General features: G+C 43.9%; 14 protein-coding genes. 5 read left to right on the top strand and 9 right to left on the bottom strand.

All coding sequences use genetic code 11. The annotated features are described in order from the left end of the window. Positions 1–3: 3 nt before the first annotated feature. Positions 4–1,896, bottom strand: coding sequence for a fructose-specific PTS transporter subunit EIIC (locus tag NIE88_RS20300; protein WP_253065174.1), 1,893 nt, complete (start codon positions 1,894–1,896; stop codon positions 4–6). Then, the gene (pfkB, locus tag NIE88_RS20295) at positions 1,893–2,837 is read right to left on the bottom strand and encodes a 1-phosphofructokinase (protein WP_253065173.1); all 945 of its coding nucleotides are present in this window, start codon (positions 2,835–2,837) and stop codon (positions 1,893–1,895) included. Before pfkB ends, NIE88_RS20300 begins: the two co-directional genes overlap by 4 nt. A 119-nt stretch (positions 2,838–2,956) precedes the next feature. Between pfkB and NIE88_RS20290 the strand changes: the two genes are divergently transcribed. Beyond that, positions 2,957–3,736 (top strand): MurR/RpiR family transcriptional regulator, encoded by a 780-nt coding sequence (locus NIE88_RS20290; RefSeq protein WP_253065172.1) that lies wholly within the window; start codon positions 2,957–2,959, stop codon positions 3,734–3,736. Positions 3,737–4,209: 473 nt separating this feature from the next. Further along, on the top strand, positions 4,210–4,593 hold the full coding sequence (locus tag NIE88_RS20285) for a RidA family protein (protein ID WP_253065171.1): 384 nt from the start codon (positions 4,210–4,212) through the stop codon (positions 4,591–4,593). A gap of 72 nt (positions 4,594–4,665) precedes the next feature. On the opposite strand, the gene NIE88_RS20280 is transcribed toward NIE88_RS20285, so the two are convergent. From NIE88_RS20280 to NIE88_RS20250, 7 genes are all read right to left on the bottom strand, one after another. Continuing rightward, positions 4,666–5,994, bottom strand: a complete 1,329-nt coding sequence (locus NIE88_RS20280; RefSeq protein WP_253065170.1) for a GntP family permease — start codon at positions 5,992–5,994, stop codon at positions 4,666–4,668. A 44-nt stretch (positions 5,995–6,038) separates the two neighbouring features. After that, positions 6,039–6,677: a bifunctional 2-keto-4-hydroxyglutarate aldolase/2-keto-3-deoxy-6-phosphogluconate aldolase gene (locus NIE88_RS20275; RefSeq protein ID WP_253065169.1), complete on the bottom strand. Its 639-nt coding sequence runs from the start codon at positions 6,675–6,677 to the stop codon at positions 6,039–6,041. Positions 6,678–6,690: 13 nt separating this feature from the next. Further along, a complete protein-coding gene (gene ilvD, locus NIE88_RS20270; RefSeq protein ID WP_253065168.1) occupies positions 6,691–8,325 on the bottom strand; it encodes a dihydroxy-acid dehydratase in 1,635 nt (544 codons plus the stop codon). Positions 8,326–8,360: 35 nt separating this feature from the next. Next, a complete protein-coding gene (gene gntK / locus NIE88_RS20265) occupies positions 8,361–9,902 on the bottom strand; it encodes a gluconokinase (protein ID WP_253065167.1) in 1,542 nt (513 codons plus the stop codon). A 134-nt stretch (positions 9,903–10,036) separates the two neighbouring features. Next, positions 10,037–10,726: a GntR family transcriptional regulator gene (locus tag NIE88_RS20260; RefSeq protein ID WP_253065166.1), complete on the bottom strand. Its 690-nt coding sequence runs from the start codon at positions 10,724–10,726 to the stop codon at positions 10,037–10,039. A 565-nt stretch (positions 10,727–11,291) separates the two neighbouring features. Then, entirely contained in the window at positions 11,292–11,717 is a 426-nt protein-coding gene (locus NIE88_RS20255) for a histidine phosphatase family protein (protein ID WP_253065165.1), read from the bottom strand. A gap of 7 nt (positions 11,718–11,724) precedes the next feature. Then, positions 11,725–11,943: a phosphoglycerate mutase family protein gene (locus tag NIE88_RS20250; RefSeq protein ID WP_253065164.1), complete on the bottom strand. Its 219-nt coding sequence runs from the start codon at positions 11,941–11,943 to the stop codon at positions 11,725–11,727. Positions 11,944–12,094: 151 nt separating this feature from the next. Here NIE88_RS20250 and NIE88_RS20245 point away from each other — a divergent pair, with 151 nt between their 5' ends. The 3 genes from NIE88_RS20245 to NIE88_RS20235 are packed head-to-tail and all read left to right on the top strand — an operon-like array spanning position 12,095 to position 14,848. Then, positions 12,095–14,095: a BglG family transcription antiterminator gene (locus NIE88_RS20245; protein WP_253065163.1), complete on the top strand. Its 2,001-nt coding sequence runs from the start codon at positions 12,095–12,097 to the stop codon at positions 14,093–14,095. 4 nt (positions 14,096–14,099) lie between these two features. After that, the gene (locus tag NIE88_RS20240; protein ID WP_253065162.1) at positions 14,100–14,576 is read left to right on the top strand and encodes a PTS sugar transporter subunit IIA; all 477 of its coding nucleotides are present in this window, start codon (positions 14,100–14,102) and stop codon (positions 14,574–14,576) included. After that, positions 14,573–14,848 (top strand): PTS sugar transporter subunit IIB, encoded by a 276-nt coding sequence (locus tag NIE88_RS20235; RefSeq protein WP_253065161.1) that lies wholly within the window; start codon positions 14,573–14,575, stop codon positions 14,846–14,848. Before NIE88_RS20240 ends, NIE88_RS20235 begins: the two co-directional genes overlap by 4 nt. Positions 14,849–14,866: the final 18 nt, after the last annotated feature.

Below are 14,866 nucleotides of genomic sequence, written 5' to 3'. Positions count from 1 at the left end.
ATTTTATTGAAGTAAAGCAAAGATTTGATCAGCACTTGTTGCTGTATTCAGTGCGTTCACGACACGTTGGTCGACCAATTTCTGCGCCGTGTCCGACAAATAGTGCAGATGCGCTTCGCTACCTTTCGGCGGGATTAAGAAGGCGATAACAAAGGTTACCGGTTTTTGATCAAAAGTCTGCCAGTCGGTTATTGGGTCATCAAGTTTCACCGCCAGCATGGCTGCTTTTTCAATCGCGTCGGACTGTGCATGCGGAATCGCAAAGCCATTCTCCATTCCGGTTGAACTCTGCTTTTCCCGTTTTTGAAACGCCTCAATCAAGTGTTCCTGGTCACTCACAATCCCTTTTGCCTGCATTTTTTCGCCAATAAATCGAAACAATTCATCTTTTGTCCGGATCTCTTTTTCAAAATAGATATTCTCTTTGCTCAAAAGGGTATTTTGAGCAAATGTCGGAGCAGCTTCATGAATTGCCGAAGTCGCCTGAACAGTATCTCCTTCTGCCGCTTTCAAGTTTTTGTTAAAGCGATGCTTCTGATCCATAGCGATTAAATAGCCGGACACTAATGCTCCTGCAAAAATAGCCAGAACCCAAAGCAGTGGATGAGTCACAATCGGCAGAACGATAAATCCTCCATGCGGCGCAGGTACCTGAACCTTCATGTAGTAAGTCAGAACGGCGGCGATCGATGAACCGACCATCAGTGACGGAATGACAGTAAACGGACTCTTTGCCGCGAATGGAATCGCGCCTTCAGTAATATGCGTGGAACCCAGCAGGAAGTTGACATAGCCGGCATTCCGCTCTTCCTTTTGAAAATATTTACCGGCAAACAAAACGGCGAAACCGGTTGCAATCGGCGGCGCGATGCATGCGGCAGAGACACCGGCCATGAAATAGAAGTTGCCCTGGCCAAGCAGTGCAACACCGGTCACATACGCAGCCTTATTCACCGGGCCGCCCATGTCAAACGCACACATGATGCCGACAATCAACCCGAGTACAAGAGGACTCTGATTCTGCATCGTGCTTAAAAAATGCATCATCCCCTCATTAATTGCAGTCATTGGCGAAGACAGTAAAACCATTGCGTATCCACCGATGAGACCGCCGAGCACCGGGAGTAGAAAAATTGATTTCAGACCATCCAGCTGTTTCGGCAATCCCTTCAAGCCTTTTTCAAGCAGCAGAATCAGATAACCGGACAAGAAGCCACTGACAATACCACCAAGAAAACCTGTTCCACTCGTGAACGCAATCATGCCGGTAATAAAACCAATCACAAGTCCTGAACGTTTGCCGATTGCTTGTGCGATGTATGCCGATAAAATCGGTACCATCAATCCCAGCCCTACCTTGCCGATCGCGTTCAGATTAGCTGCGAATACATTGTATTCATTACTTTTCGGATCTGCTGAATTAATACCGAACATGAAGGAGATGGCAAGAAGCACACCGCCGGCAACAACGACCGGAAGCATATGGGAAACGCCGTTCATTAAATACACATAGAGTTTGTGTGCTAATGATTCTTTTTCAACATTTACGTTCGCATCTCCGCTCGGAGCCTGTCCGCTTTTAAACAAAGGAACGGAACCGTTTACAATTTCATCAATGAGCTTGTCCGGCTCTTTAATTCCTTTCGTGACCGAAACCTTGATGACACGTTTGCCTGCGAAGCGGTCCTCATCAACATCCTTATCAGCGGCGATGATCACGCCGTCAGCTTCGGCAATTTCCTTTGGTGTCAGGCCATTTTCAATACCTGCTTGTCCATGCGTTTCCACTTTTATTTCAATACCTTTCGCCTTTGCCGCATCTTCAAGTGCTTTTTTCGCCATAAACGTGTGAGCAATGCCCGTCGGACAACCTGTTGCCGCAATAATTTTTGTCATGATTCTTTTGCCCCTTTCATGTGAGTCGTTAGTTTTATTTGTTTCATTAATTCCGGAACATCTTTTAAGTCACTCAGTCCCGCGGTAAACGCCGTCGATGAACCCGCAGCCGTCGCATAAACCAATGCGTCTTCTAGGCTTTTGTTGCTGATCAGTGAACCAACAAAGGTGCCAAGCAGTGTGTCACCGGCGCAAGCCGTGTTCACAACCTCGCCTCTCGGGGCCGTCGTGAACAGTACCTTTTCACCGTCTGCGTACATCGTCCCCTTCTCCCCGCGTGAAACAAGGATACGCTGTGCCCCTTTTTTCAGTAACGTTTCTGCTGCTTCCATCAGGTTGGCTTCATTATTAAAAGACTCAGGATCAACGGCCAGCCATGCAGCCAATTCCTCATCGCTTGGCTTGATCAAATAAGGACGATCTTCCAGACAATCGAGCAATCCTTTAGCACTGACGTCAAGAATCAATTTAAAGCCATTTTTGGCGGACAGCCGCGAAATCTTTTTCAGAATCGAATCATCAACGCCTCTCGGTAAACTGCCCGAAACGAATAACAGATCGTTGAAAGTGAGCTTGCTGATTTTATCAATCAATTGCGCTTGCGCGGCCGAACTGATCTCCGGTCCGCGATTCACCGCTTTATACTCCTTGGCACCTGCTTTTATAAATGTATTAATGCGTGTAATGCCACTAATCATGACGAAGTCGGTCGCAATGCCGGTTCGCTTCAGTTCATCGTTAATATACATTCCTGTAAAACCGCCTAAAAATCCGGTAGCAACGCTGTCGATCCCCATTTTTTTCAACATAAATGAGATATTGATTGTTTTTCCGTTCGCCTGATAATCTTCGAAAATGCTCCGATTAACGACATGCGGCTCGAAGCTGTCGAATTCCGTAAATAAATCAATTGCCGGATTCATCGTACATGTGTAGATCATGATTCTTCCCTCACCTTCACTTGCCTCTTCTCTACATTTTTATTATGCCATGATTGGCGGTGAAAATGTTTTCGGAAAAGGTTATAATCGATGTAAAGGTTTTCAAGTTGGAGGTCAAGATGGATTTTACTTTTTTCGAACGCGTCAATCAGTATTTTGACACACTCAGCGACAGTGAACGATTTCTGCTCCGTTATCTCCAGGACCACTTGAACGAAATGCCAAAAATTTCCATCGTCCGTCTGAGTGAACAAGCGAACGTGTCGACTGCGACAATCGTCCGCACAATGAAAAAGCTTGGCTATGAAGGCTTTACTTCCTTTAAGATCCGTCTGAAGGATGAGTATCAGCTTGCTCCAGAGTTTTCTGTTGTCGAAAAAGTCGATAATAAAATTAAAGAAGCAATGCTGAAAAATGAGCAGGAAGTCACGAAAACGATCCAAATGCTTGATCGTGGTACGATTGAAGATGTACTGCAAAAAATCATTTACTCAAGAAAAGTTATCCTGTTCGCTCGAGGTTTTTCCGAACTGATTGCTAAAGAAATGACCGTTAAATTTCAACTGACCGGCAAGTATTGTGAGATGCATGATGACCCGAACATCATTAAAACAATCAGCAAGCGCATTGAAAAGCAAGATCTCGTCATCTTCATCTCACTAAACGGCCATACCGAAGAATTGGTTCATGCAGCGGAGAACTGCAAGGCAAACGGAGTCAGCACAATTACACTGACCGCTAATCGTGAAAGCCCACTCTACGCCTTATCTGAACTTGCCTTGGTCGGCTACAAATCAAAAGTATCTTATTTCCCGGATTATGAAGTGCGTTCTCGCCTTCCGCTGCAGGTCATGGCGCGTATCATTCTGGATGCCTACGCCATTCGAACACGTTCCTGATCTGGTTGCTGGTCTGTGTGCGACTCCGCATCAAAAGCGCGGATATGCGCAGCACAAATGCGGGATGCCAAGTAAATTTTCACGCTAAAACAGGAAGAAAAGATCGCTCAATCACATGATCAATGATGGGGAAGAAGTTATGAAAAAAGGTATCTGGCTGCTTCTCGTTTTGGTGATTGTTCATCACTCGTTGTTTTGAACAATCACTTTGTTCAAAACGATATGGCCGCACCCATTCTCATGGGCTTGTTCATCCTTGTATCCGGATGTTTCTTTAACTTTAAATAAAAAAATTGCTGAAAAAAGAACGTTGATGAGCACCTAGGCAGGCAATCTTTTTTGTTCACAATTATTTGATTCGCTTCATTCTGCGCTATGGTAAACTAATAGTGAGTATCGATTCACGGCTGGTTCCTCTCAATTGCTGCAGCAATTGAGAGGAACTGCCGCACATTTGGAGGTTTGATCGAATAATGAAGAAACAAATTGCAACCCATGCCGCACCTAAAGCCGTTGGTCCTTATTCTCAAGGGGTTCAGGCAGGAGATTTTTTGTTTGCATCCGGACAGATTCCGCTTGATCCGGCAACCGGAACGATTGTTGAAGGCAGTATTGACGTACAGGCAAAGCGCGTCTTTGAAAATTTGAAAGCGGTGCTGAATGAAGCCGGCCTCGACTTCTCTAATGTTGTCAGTGCAACCGTGTACCTTGCCGACATCAATGACTTCGCAGCCGTCAACGATGTTTATTCGGACTACTTTAACGGCGAGATTCTGCCGGCACGCTGCGCCGTGCAAGTTGCCGCGCTTCCGAAAGCAGCAAAAGTAGAAGTTTCTTGCGTTGCCTATAGAGGGTAAAACAATAGCAAGCCTGAACGCAAAATTGTTCGCGTTCAGGCTTGCTATCTCTATTCTCCGGACCTTTCTTATTTAGATAAAAAGATCAAGCACTAGGACAAGTGCAAAGGCAGCGAAAGACAGCAAGGTCTCAAGAACCGTCCAGGTTTTAAACGTTTGCTTGACACTTAATCCGAGATACTCCTTAACCAGCCAGAAGCCCGCATCGTTAACATGTGACAGCATCAATGAACCAGCACCGGTTGCGATGACTAGAAGCGGCAGATTCACACCTGTCATGTTTGCTACAATTGGTGCAACAATTCCAGCAGCCGTGGTCAAAGCAACGGTTGCAGAACCTGTCGCAATTCGAATCAGACCGGAGACAACAAATGCCATGACGAGCGGAGACAGTTGCCACTGAATCGCAACGTCAGCAATCGCATTTCCGACGCCGGAGGCAATCAGCACTTGCTTAAACGCACCGCCGGCTCCAATAATCATCATGATTGGGGCGAGCGGGGCAAGCGAATCGCCGGTCAATTTTTCAATCAGTTTGCGCCCGATTCCTTGCTTGATGCCAAGCAGGTAATAAGAGACAAAGACTGAGACAAGTAGCGCGATTAAAGGATGGCCGAGAAAATTCAGCAAATTTGCTAACCAAGCAGGCATCGAAATAAACGGAACGACGACCGCGCCGATCATCAGAATGATCGGAAGCAAGATGGTGAAGAACGAAACAAAAGTTGACGGATAAGTTTTCGCAGACACATTAGCCGCAACAACCTTAGGATCTCCTTCCGGATGTATACGTTTACTAATGTAATAAGCAAAAAGAGGTCCGCCTATAATACCGGCAGGAAGAGCAACAATTAGTGAGTAAATGAGCACCTGACCGACATCCGCATGAAAGATACCGATGGCTGCCATCGCACCCGGATGAGGCGGAACAATTCCATGTGAGATCGAGAGTGCCGAGATCATTGGAATCGCAATCAGCAGCAGGCTTTTCTTGGTTGTTTTCTCAATCGCGATCACGAGTGGCAGCAAAATGACAAGACCAACCTCGAAGAATACGGGGATACTAATGATCAGACCGGCAAAAAAAGTTGCCCAAGGAAGAAAACGTTCCCCGAATGCGTCAGTAAAAAAACGGGCAATCTGCAGTCCGGCTCCTGATTCCGACATCATTTTTCCTAAAATTGTACCCAATGCCAAAATGCCGAGTAACGAACTTAAAATTCCGCCAACACCGGTTTCATAGCTCTCTGCCACTTTCAATAATGGCAGTCCCGCAGCAATACCTAAGAACAGACTGGCAACAGACAAACTAATGAATGCATGCCACTTAAACCACGTCACACCAAGTATAACTAAGGCAATTGCCAGCACTGTAATGCTAATTAAATACATACTGCTCATCTTCATCATCTCCCCTATATAATTGAATGTTCCATTCGCTTAAATCAAAGGTTGAGGATACCAACCTTATTCGTGAAAGCGCGTGCATTTTTTTCAACGACATGATAATCTCCATTCTCCGATCCTTTTGTCAGCACGCTTCCGATACCAACTGCATAGGCGCCCTGATTGAGCCATTCGTCAACATTTTGAAGATTGACGCCTCCTGTCGGCATGATCGCGACATTTGGAATCGGGCCATGAATGCTCTTGATAAAGCCCAGACCAGCGACGCTTCCCGGAAATGCCTTTATCACGTCGACACCGGAGCGCAGAGCTTCAGTGATCTCTGTTACGGTAAAACAGCCCGGCAGATACGGAATTGAATAGAGATTGCATACCTCACTGATCGCTTTTGAAAAGTTAGGACTGACAACAAAATCAGCGCCATAGATAATCGACAGCCGGGCAGTTTCAGCGTCAAGAACCGATCCCGCGCCGATGACCGCTCCCTTCTCTTTCTCCTTCAACTGCTGCAGCGCCTGAAGTCCGTTCGGCGTCGTCAGTGTCACTTCAAGACTTTCAATACCGCCGTTGATGCATGCCTGACCGATCGCAACGGCATCAGCCGCGTCCTTTCCGCGGATGACTGCGACCAAGCGATTTTGATTCAGTTTTTGCAGCGTTTCATGTTTTTTCAGCATCATTTATTCCTCCTCATACGTTCCGTACGGCGCCGTGTGCTGCCGACGCGGTACTGGACGCGTATAGTGTCAAAAATTTACTGGAATCTTTCTCCGGTTCATTCACCGATTGGCGCCGTTCATTCAGCGTTTCTTCATCAACCATCAATTCAAGTGTTCGATTTGGAACATCAATCGAGATCTGATCTCCGTTCTGTACAAGAGCAAGGGTACCGCCTTCAGCAGCCTCCGGGCTCATATAGCCGACCGACAGCCCGGCTGATGCGCCGGAAAAGCGTCCATCGGTAATCAGCGCAATTTTCTTATATCGCGAAAGAATTTCTGTACAGCGATGCAGTTCGCGCATGCCGGGACCGCCCTTGGGTCCTTCATAACGAATCACAACCACTTGATTCTCTTGAATCGCCCCATCGTGGTACGCGTCATCAAATTGTTCTTCCGAATCAAAAACGATTGCGGTGCCTTGGAACTTCATCAGATCTTCCGGAACTGCCGACTGCTTGATTAACGCGCCATCTTGAGCGAGATTTCCTTTCAGAACGGCGATTCCGCCTTCAGCTTCAAGCGGCGCATCAAGCGGATGAATGATTTCGCGATCCTTAACTTCCGCATCGGCAATATTGTCTTCAACGCTGCGCCCTGTAACCGTCAAGGCGTCGAGATGAAGCAGCGGACTCAGTTCTTTCATAATTGCCGGGACTCCGCCTGCGCGTTGCAAATCGTTCGTTGTAAAATTATTGTTATTTGGTGTCACCGCAGCAATAAACGGCACTTTGCGACTGATACGGTCGAACACGTCAAGAGGCAGATCAATCCCGATTTCTTTGGCGATTGCCGGCAGATGCAGACAGGCATTCAGCGAACCACCCATTGCCAGCAAGACGGAGATAGCGTTTTCAAAAGCTTCTTTAGTTAAAATATCCCGGGCTCTGACGTTCTTTTTAACTAACGCAACACTTCGACGGCCCGCTTCCTCTGCCGCCTCCAATTGTTCATCCGAAAGCGCTCTGAGCCATGACGAATTTGGGAGCGCCATACCTAAAGCTTCGGATAGGCCCTGCATGGTGTTTGCCGTACCAAGGAATGGGCAGACTCCAGCGCACGGATAGTATTTGCGCGTCACGGCCACAAGCCCTTTTTCATCCAAGTCGCCGCTCAGGAATTCCTGCCGGGCCGCTTTCGATTCCTTGGGTTTGATATAATTCGGCATGACACCGCCGAGGAAAACGAGTGTCGGCAGATTCAAGCGCGCCGCACTCATCAGCATGCCGGGAACAATTTTATCGCAAGAACTGATCATGACTGCGCCGTCGAAAATTTCATGTGCGCGAATCATCGTTTCGACGCTATCGGCAATGACGTCACGGCTCGGGAGCGAGTATTTCATTCCGTCATGGCCTTGCGCGATCCCGTCGCAGACCGCAATGGTATTGAACTCTAGCGGATAGCCGCCCGCTTCAAGCACCCCTTTCTTGATGTGATCCGCAAGCTCTCTTAAATGAACATGTCCCGGCACGATTTCATTCCAAGAATTCGCGATCGCGATGATCGGGCGATCCATCATTGAATAAGGAACGCCGCTGGAACAAAGATGCCCTTTTAAAATTGCCCGAGTATACGGTTGAATTTTCGATAAACGGTTTTTCATTTTCATTTCCTCCTCATTTGGCTGTTTACGAAAGGTCAGTCGCCAATCTGTGTGTGCTGGAAGGCCGCAATCGCCGACCATTCATCCTCCAGTTTGCGGGACAGACGCAGAAAAATTGGGAATAATTGCTGATACACATCAATATTTTCTTTAATCGGCTCATGGCTGTGAACCGAGCCAATCATTTTTGATACGACATTCAGATTATCGGCCCTGCCGGTTGCGTAAAGGCCGAGTACAGCGGCACCAAGGCATGAACTTTCAAAGCTCTCCGGCACATTAACCGGCTGCGCAAAGATGTCCGCCATCATTTGACGCCACAACTCTGAGCGCGCAAAGCCGCCGGTCGCCTGAATTTTTTGCGGTTCACCCGTTCGTTCGCGCATCGCCAGCATCACGCTGTACAGGTTATAAATAATCCCCTCAAGCACCGCGCGGATCATATGCTGCTTTTGATGGTGCAGGGTCAAACCGAAGAATGCACCGCGCGCGTTCGGGTTCCATAATGGCGCCCGCTCGCCGCTGAAATACGGTTGAAAAATCAGGCCGTCCGATCCGGGATTTACTCGCGCAGCCATTCGCGTCAACACGTCGTACGGGCTGATACCAAGCCGCTTTGCCGTTTCCACTTCGGATGCAGCAAACTCGTCTCTCGCCCACCGAAGCACTCCCCCTCCATTGTTTACGGGACCGCCGATCACCCATTTGTCCTTAGTCAGCACATAGCAGAACAGACGCTCTTTAGGATCCGTAGAAGGCTTATCGGCCACCGTCCGAATAGCACCGCTCGTGCCAATCGTGACGGCAACAACGCCGGGATCAATCGCACTAACACCTAAGTTCGACAGGACACCGTCACTCGCTCCAAGTACGAATGGCGTGTTTTCATTTAATCCCATCTGCTCCGCATAAACAGGATTGATGCCGCTCATCTGGTGTGTGGTCGGCACGAGTTCAGAAAGGTTTTCCTCCTTAATACCCGCAACCTCCAAAGCACCTTGATCCCAAGTCAGTGTGTTCATGGCAAATAATCCTGAACTTGAAGCTATTGAATAATCAACCACATATTTATGAAATAATTTGTAGAAGATATATTCCTTGATTGATATAAACTTCTTCGCTTTGTTAAAAACTTCCGGGCGCTCATGTTTCATCCAAACCAGCTTCGGAAGCGGCGACATCGGATGGATCGGTGTACCTGTCTTCATATAGATGTCGTGTCCGCCCATTGTCTTCTTAATTTTGTCGCACCAATTAATGCTGCGATTATCCGCCCAGGTCATGCAGTGCATCAAAGCCTTTCCTTCTGAATCGACAGGAATCAAGCTGTGCATCGCACAACTGAAGGACACAAAGGCAATGGATTCAGGTAGAACCCCGCCTTTAGCAATCACGTCTCTTATCGCTGAAAGCACTGCTGTAAAAATTTCTTCTGGGTCCTGTTCTGCTGTAAACGCGTCCGGTGTATAAAGCGGATAACCCATATTTGAATAGGAAACAATCGTTCCATCTGTCTTATAAAGGACCGCCTTCGTGCTGGTTGTGCCAATATCCGCACCGATCATGTAGTCACTCATTATACATCCTCCTTTTATTGTGAAATATATCACAAGACAAAGTCGGCCATTAAACCGCTTACATGTTTTTGCGGGTATTGTCGACTTGTCGACAACTTTGACCGATTAAAATCTTTTATAAAAATGCTCTGATTTTAATCACTGGAATCCGGTCGGAATGACTCAGTCAGCGTATGCCTAGAGTCATCAAAATATTGATTCACAGACTTTTCAATAACCGCACGATCTTTTGACTGCATTGCTCGAACAATCGTACGATGCTTGCCGATCACCCATTCGACATGGTCACTGCCATACGAAAAGACCTGTTCTGTTGTCACGAGAATCACAGCCATGATCAAAGGTTTCATGCTGCTCCAAAGATTGAAAATACGCTTATGATCTGCATGACGAACAATGGTTTCGTGAAAGAGTAGATCGTAGTAGGCGAACTCACTATGATCGTTATACTTAGCTGCCAGTTCCATTTTATCGATACTTTGCTGAAGCTTTTGTACCAAAACGCTGACGTTTTTCTTGGAAACGCGCTGCTGCGCAAAATTTTCAATCATTTCACGGACATCATATAACTCCTGAATATCTTTCAGATCCATTCCCTGAACGACCGCCCCCATCCGTTCAAGCCGAATTAAGCCATCTAAAGATAGAGCTTTTAGCGCATCGCGAACCGGTGATCGGCTCGTTCCATAGCGCCCGGCAATTTGATTTTCCGAAATAACATCGCCTGGTTTCATCTCATTTTCTAAAATGCGCAACCGCAGTTCATTGGCAATTCGATCACCTAATGTTGCGTTCTTTATCCACAGTGACGGAAATTTCAACATCATCCATTCTCCTGACGCTCACGTTTATCAACCCAGAGCATTTGATTGCAATCACTGAATAAGTACAATGGTATTGTAGCTTACATTCACTCAATCAAACAACATCTAGATTCAGGATAACGGAAAATTTCTGTCTTAAATCGTTTCAAAAAGCTGCAACTGCTTCGTATAACCCTTTCATAGCGATAAATCGTTTTGCGTTCAGAGTATAGAATCCCAACACAACAGCTGCGATACTATAGCACCTTGCATCCAGTGTACTTGTCGACAAGTTGGCTTACAAAATAAAGCTTTTTCGTTTATTTCAAAAATAAACTACCCAACAATTTTAAAAGATCAGCATTTTTGTAAGCCCTTTCTTTTTTACAACTTCATACTAGTCTGCCTAAATGACATTGTCAAGATTGTTTTTTAGTTATTTGCTTATTTAATGTATGGTTCAATTTTTTTTCACAAATAATACACAGATTGTTAACCAAAAAAATTCTATATGAGCACGAAACGTCATAAAAGCAATTATTTTTAATTTATTCATCTTATGATAAATTCTCCTGCATTTTGCCATTTAAAGATGTTTCCCAATGTACTCAATGTTGAAATTTATCCCATCATAGACAATCTTAGTTAAACTTGCGTTCGGGATAACATCTACTTTAATTTGTTCTTTCGAAAGAAAAAAAAGAAAACAGCTAAGAAATAATCCATGACTAACAGCTAAAATGTCATTAGAAGGAGAAGTTGTGAATATCTCCAAGAGACGATGTATTCTTTTTTTTACATCACTGTAATTTTCTGTTTCTGCGGCATTAAATGCATCTAATGTTTTCAATCCTTCTAATACGGATATTTTCTGCCAATCTGGATAGTCAGAATTAAACTGAGGCTGATTTACGGCGGTTCCCGATTTATTCCACATCAAATGAGAATTCATTCCTTCAAATGAACCAAAGGATACTCCTCTCAGTTCCTCTATCTCACTGAGGATGCTCATGGACAATTCACAGCCCTTTAAAATAATTGCAGCAGTATCCCTTTGCCCTCGCCAGATTGCTCGTAAATGCAGTGTCAAAATTTATATTGTTTTGCTTCAAAGCTTTACCTAATGCGTTCGCTTCTTCCTGTCCCTTTGAAGTAAGTGGTGAATCAGCGCAGCCCTGAGCAATATTTAGCACATTGAAAAATGTTTCTCCATGTCTTACCAAATAAATTCTCTTCATCTCCATACCCCCCCTTTGTTATCATCAAATAGAGTATATAATCGCAATGATATTTGTACATCACATCCTTAATGAAAGCGTTATCAATTTGTTGTGATGAAGCTCAGGCAATGTACACATATAATTAAATGGGTAAAGGAGGTGAAAGCAAGTGATTATCTTAGATCGCGAAATTACAAACCTTATACTGGTTCAAAAGCAGTTAAGTGTTGAGGAAATTGCTGACCACTTATCCACTGATAAGGACAAAATCATCGAACGTATTCATTTTATTAGTGAACAGCTTCCCCATGAGTCAATTGATGTAATTAATGGAGAAATAAAAATATCTGAAAAATGTGTTGACGAGTTGTATGCATCATTGGTTGGCAACTTACCATCGAATTCAAATGAATATGAAGTCAATCTGAGAAAGAGTTTGATTAAAGTTGAATTAATCGTTCACAACTGCAATTACACACTGCAATCACTATCTGATTTGTTCTATGTGAGCAAAAATACGGTTTTTTCAGATATGAAGTATTTAAAAACAGAACTAAGAGATTTGAATCTTCACGTGACCTATTCGAGAAAAGAAGGCTATCAAATCATCGGCCCAGAGTATTTAATTCGAAATCATTTAGTTCAACTTGTTAACGAATTAATAAAAACTGCCCATGGACGATCCTGCCTCATTGATCGATTCAATATTAACACGTGCACACTATCTAAAATAAGAAAAAAATTGGAAAATATTGAGGAAGAAATACTGATTCGTCTCACAGACGAACAGATTGAAAACTTGCCCTTCATTCTCATGATTTTATTGCAACGGGTGCAAAATTTTCCCAAGCCCTGGAAATTCAAGGTAGAGAAATTTGACATCAGAAATACATTGGAATTTCCAGTGATCAAAAAACAGTTCAGCGAATTTCCCTTTTTAAAAGAAGTGGATTTATTGTATCTATCCTTGCAAATACTTTCGTCTAATAGAATTGAATCAGCCCTTGAATTTTCCGACAGCGAAGAGATTAATTATTCAGTGAACCAGTTCATCACACTGTTAAAAGAAAAATTAGCCATTGATTTCATTAAAGAAACCGATTTCAAATCAAAAATTTTACTGCATATTCAACCGGCGATTTTCAGAAATATTTTAGGATTCCGTGTAAACAATCCCTTGACTGAACGGTTCATAAAAGAGCATTATTACGTTTTTAAAGCAGTTGCTCATGCAGCAAAAAAATCATTTGGAAAGGTTTTAGAACATGACTTTTCAGATGAAGAGATCGTCTATCTCTCTATGATTGTACTCGGATGGATGTATCAAACAGTGGAAGATTCTTCAGCTTACTATAAAGCCGTTGTCCTGTGCTTTAATGGCACATCCGTTTCAAAGCTATTGCTTGAAAATTTAAAAGATATGTTTCCTGATATCGATTTTATTGGCGCGTTTTCTTTTAGACAATTTGAGCAAATGAATCTGGAGCCTGATTTTATTTTCACTACTGTTCCAATGAAAAGCCGTATGACGACCATTATCGTTCCACCATTTCTTGAACCGGACAGCCGAAAGCAATTAAGAAAAGTTGTTTCCAAGTTACTCAGTCAAGACCCGCATCATAAAGCTAAAGGCATTGTTTATGCCATAAAAGATCTCATCCCTGAGGATAAACGGGAGCTTGCTGAGCTTGCACTAAAATCCTTTTTTGATAAAAAAGAAGAGAAAAGAGCAATTTATCAAGAACGGATAAGCTTAGCAGCGGAAAATATATCAATCATTGATTCTTTCGTTTCTTGGGATGACTGTGTAGAGACGGCTTTTGAACCCATTATTCAAAGGGGCAGCATTGGAGACGATTACATCAATAGATGTAAATCAATCTTTTATAAAAACTATCAGCAAATGCTTATTGGGCCTGAAGTTTATCTCCCTCATGCTCCTGTGACCGGGGAAAAAGCAGATATTCAACTCACTCTATTTAAACAAGCGGTGATAGATCCGGAAGATCGCCCCTTCCAGCTGATTGTTGCTCTAGTACCGGAAAAATTAAATGCTCATGTGCCTTTGCTCCTAAAGCTTAATGATATTTTTCTAGAGAGGGGATGTATTGAAGCAATAGTCGCTTGTCAATCCAGAAAAAACATTCTAAATCTGCTTGAAAGGAGGTGACACAATGAATTACGACAATCTATTTCAAAGAGATCTCATTATCCTCAATGCTGAGTATCAGGACCAAAACGATCTCTTCAGATCAAATTTTAAAAATTTGCAGGATAAAGGATTAGTCAATTCCTCTTATTGCACCGCCCTGATGGAAAGAGAGTCGCTTTATCCGACTGGCTTAGCAAATGAAAAAATTCAATTTGCAATACCGCATACTGACGTGACGCATGTTAACCAGCCCTTCGTCCATGTCGTTCGTCTAAAAAAGCCAATCCGCTTCGCTCATATGGGAATGTCGGATCAACCAGTTGATGCTGAAATCGTCTTTATGCTCGGCATTAAGGACCCAAAAGGTCAGGTCGGATTACTTTCTGAAATTATGTCATGCTTTAACGATCAATCCTTTATCGATCATGTAAGAACAATCAATGATTCGCAACGAATGGAAGCTTACTTGAAAAACAAATTTGGGAGGCAGTCAAAATGAAACGAGTTATTGTCGCTTGTGGTTCCGGTGTCGCAACAAGTCAAACAGTTGCTTCAAAAGTAAAACGTATTCTGTCTGAGAAGAAGATAAGCGCCGAAGTTGAGGCAGTAGACATTAAATCGCTAGATCATTTGATTAAGAACTGCGATGTCTATGTTGCCATTACAAAACCAAAGAAAGCATATGGAATTCCAACTTTAAATGGTATTGCTTTTCTAACAGGTATGGGACTAGATGCAGAAATTGAAAAATTAATCGCTACGTTAAAATAAAAAAACACCTACGAAAAG

This window comes from Sporolactobacillus shoreicorticis, assembly GCF_024125445.1.
Lineage (GTDB): Bacteria > Bacillota > Bacilli > Bacillales > Sporolactobacillaceae > Sporolactobacillus > Sporolactobacillus shoreicorticis.
This window is presented reverse-complemented; position numbering and strand designations above follow the sequence as displayed.

Bases quoted from the DNA above. Each gene is read 5' to 3' on its own strand.
- NIE88_RS20300 (WP_253065174.1), bottom strand. From the start codon at position 1,896: ATGACAAAAATTATTGCGGCAACAGGTTGTCCGACGGGCATTGCTCAC.
- pfkB (WP_253065173.1), bottom strand. From the start codon at position 2,837: ATGATCTACACATGTACGATGAATCCGGCAATTGATTTATTTACGGAA.
- NIE88_RS20290 (WP_253065172.1), top strand. From the start codon at position 2,957: ATGGATTTTACTTTTTTCGAACGCGTCAATCAGTATTTTGACACACTC.
- NIE88_RS20285 (WP_253065171.1), top strand. From the start codon at position 4,210: ATGAAGAAACAAATTGCAACCCATGCCGCACCTAAAGCCGTTGGTCCT.
- NIE88_RS20280 (WP_253065170.1), bottom strand. From the start codon at position 5,994: ATGAGCAGTATGTATTTAATTAGCATTACAGTGCTGGCAATTGCCTTA.
- NIE88_RS20275 (WP_253065169.1), bottom strand. From the start codon at position 6,677: ATGCTGAAAAAACATGAAACGCTGCAAAAACTGAATCAAAATCGCTTG.
- ilvD (WP_253065168.1), bottom strand. From the start codon at position 8,325: ATGAAAAACCGTTTATCGAAAATTCAACCGTATACTCGGGCAATTTTA.
- gntK (WP_253065167.1), bottom strand. From the start codon at position 9,902: ATGAGTGACTACATGATCGGTGCGGATATTGGCACAACCAGCACGAAG.
- NIE88_RS20260 (WP_253065166.1), bottom strand. From the start codon at position 10,726: ATGTTGAAATTTCCGTCACTGTGGATAAAGAACGCAACATTAGGTGAT.
- NIE88_RS20255 (WP_253065165.1), bottom strand. From the start codon at position 11,717: ATGAGCATCCTCAGTGAGATAGAGGAACTGAGAGGAGTATCCTTTGGT.
- NIE88_RS20250 (WP_253065164.1), bottom strand. From the start codon at position 11,943: ATGAAGAGAATTTATTTGGTAAGACATGGAGAAACATTTTTCAATGTG.
- NIE88_RS20240 (WP_253065162.1), top strand. From the start codon at position 14,100: ATGAATTACGACAATCTATTTCAAAGAGATCTCATTATCCTCAATGCT.
- NIE88_RS20235 (WP_253065161.1), top strand. From the start codon at position 14,573: ATGAAACGAGTTATTGTCGCTTGTGGTTCCGGTGTCGCAACAAGTCAA.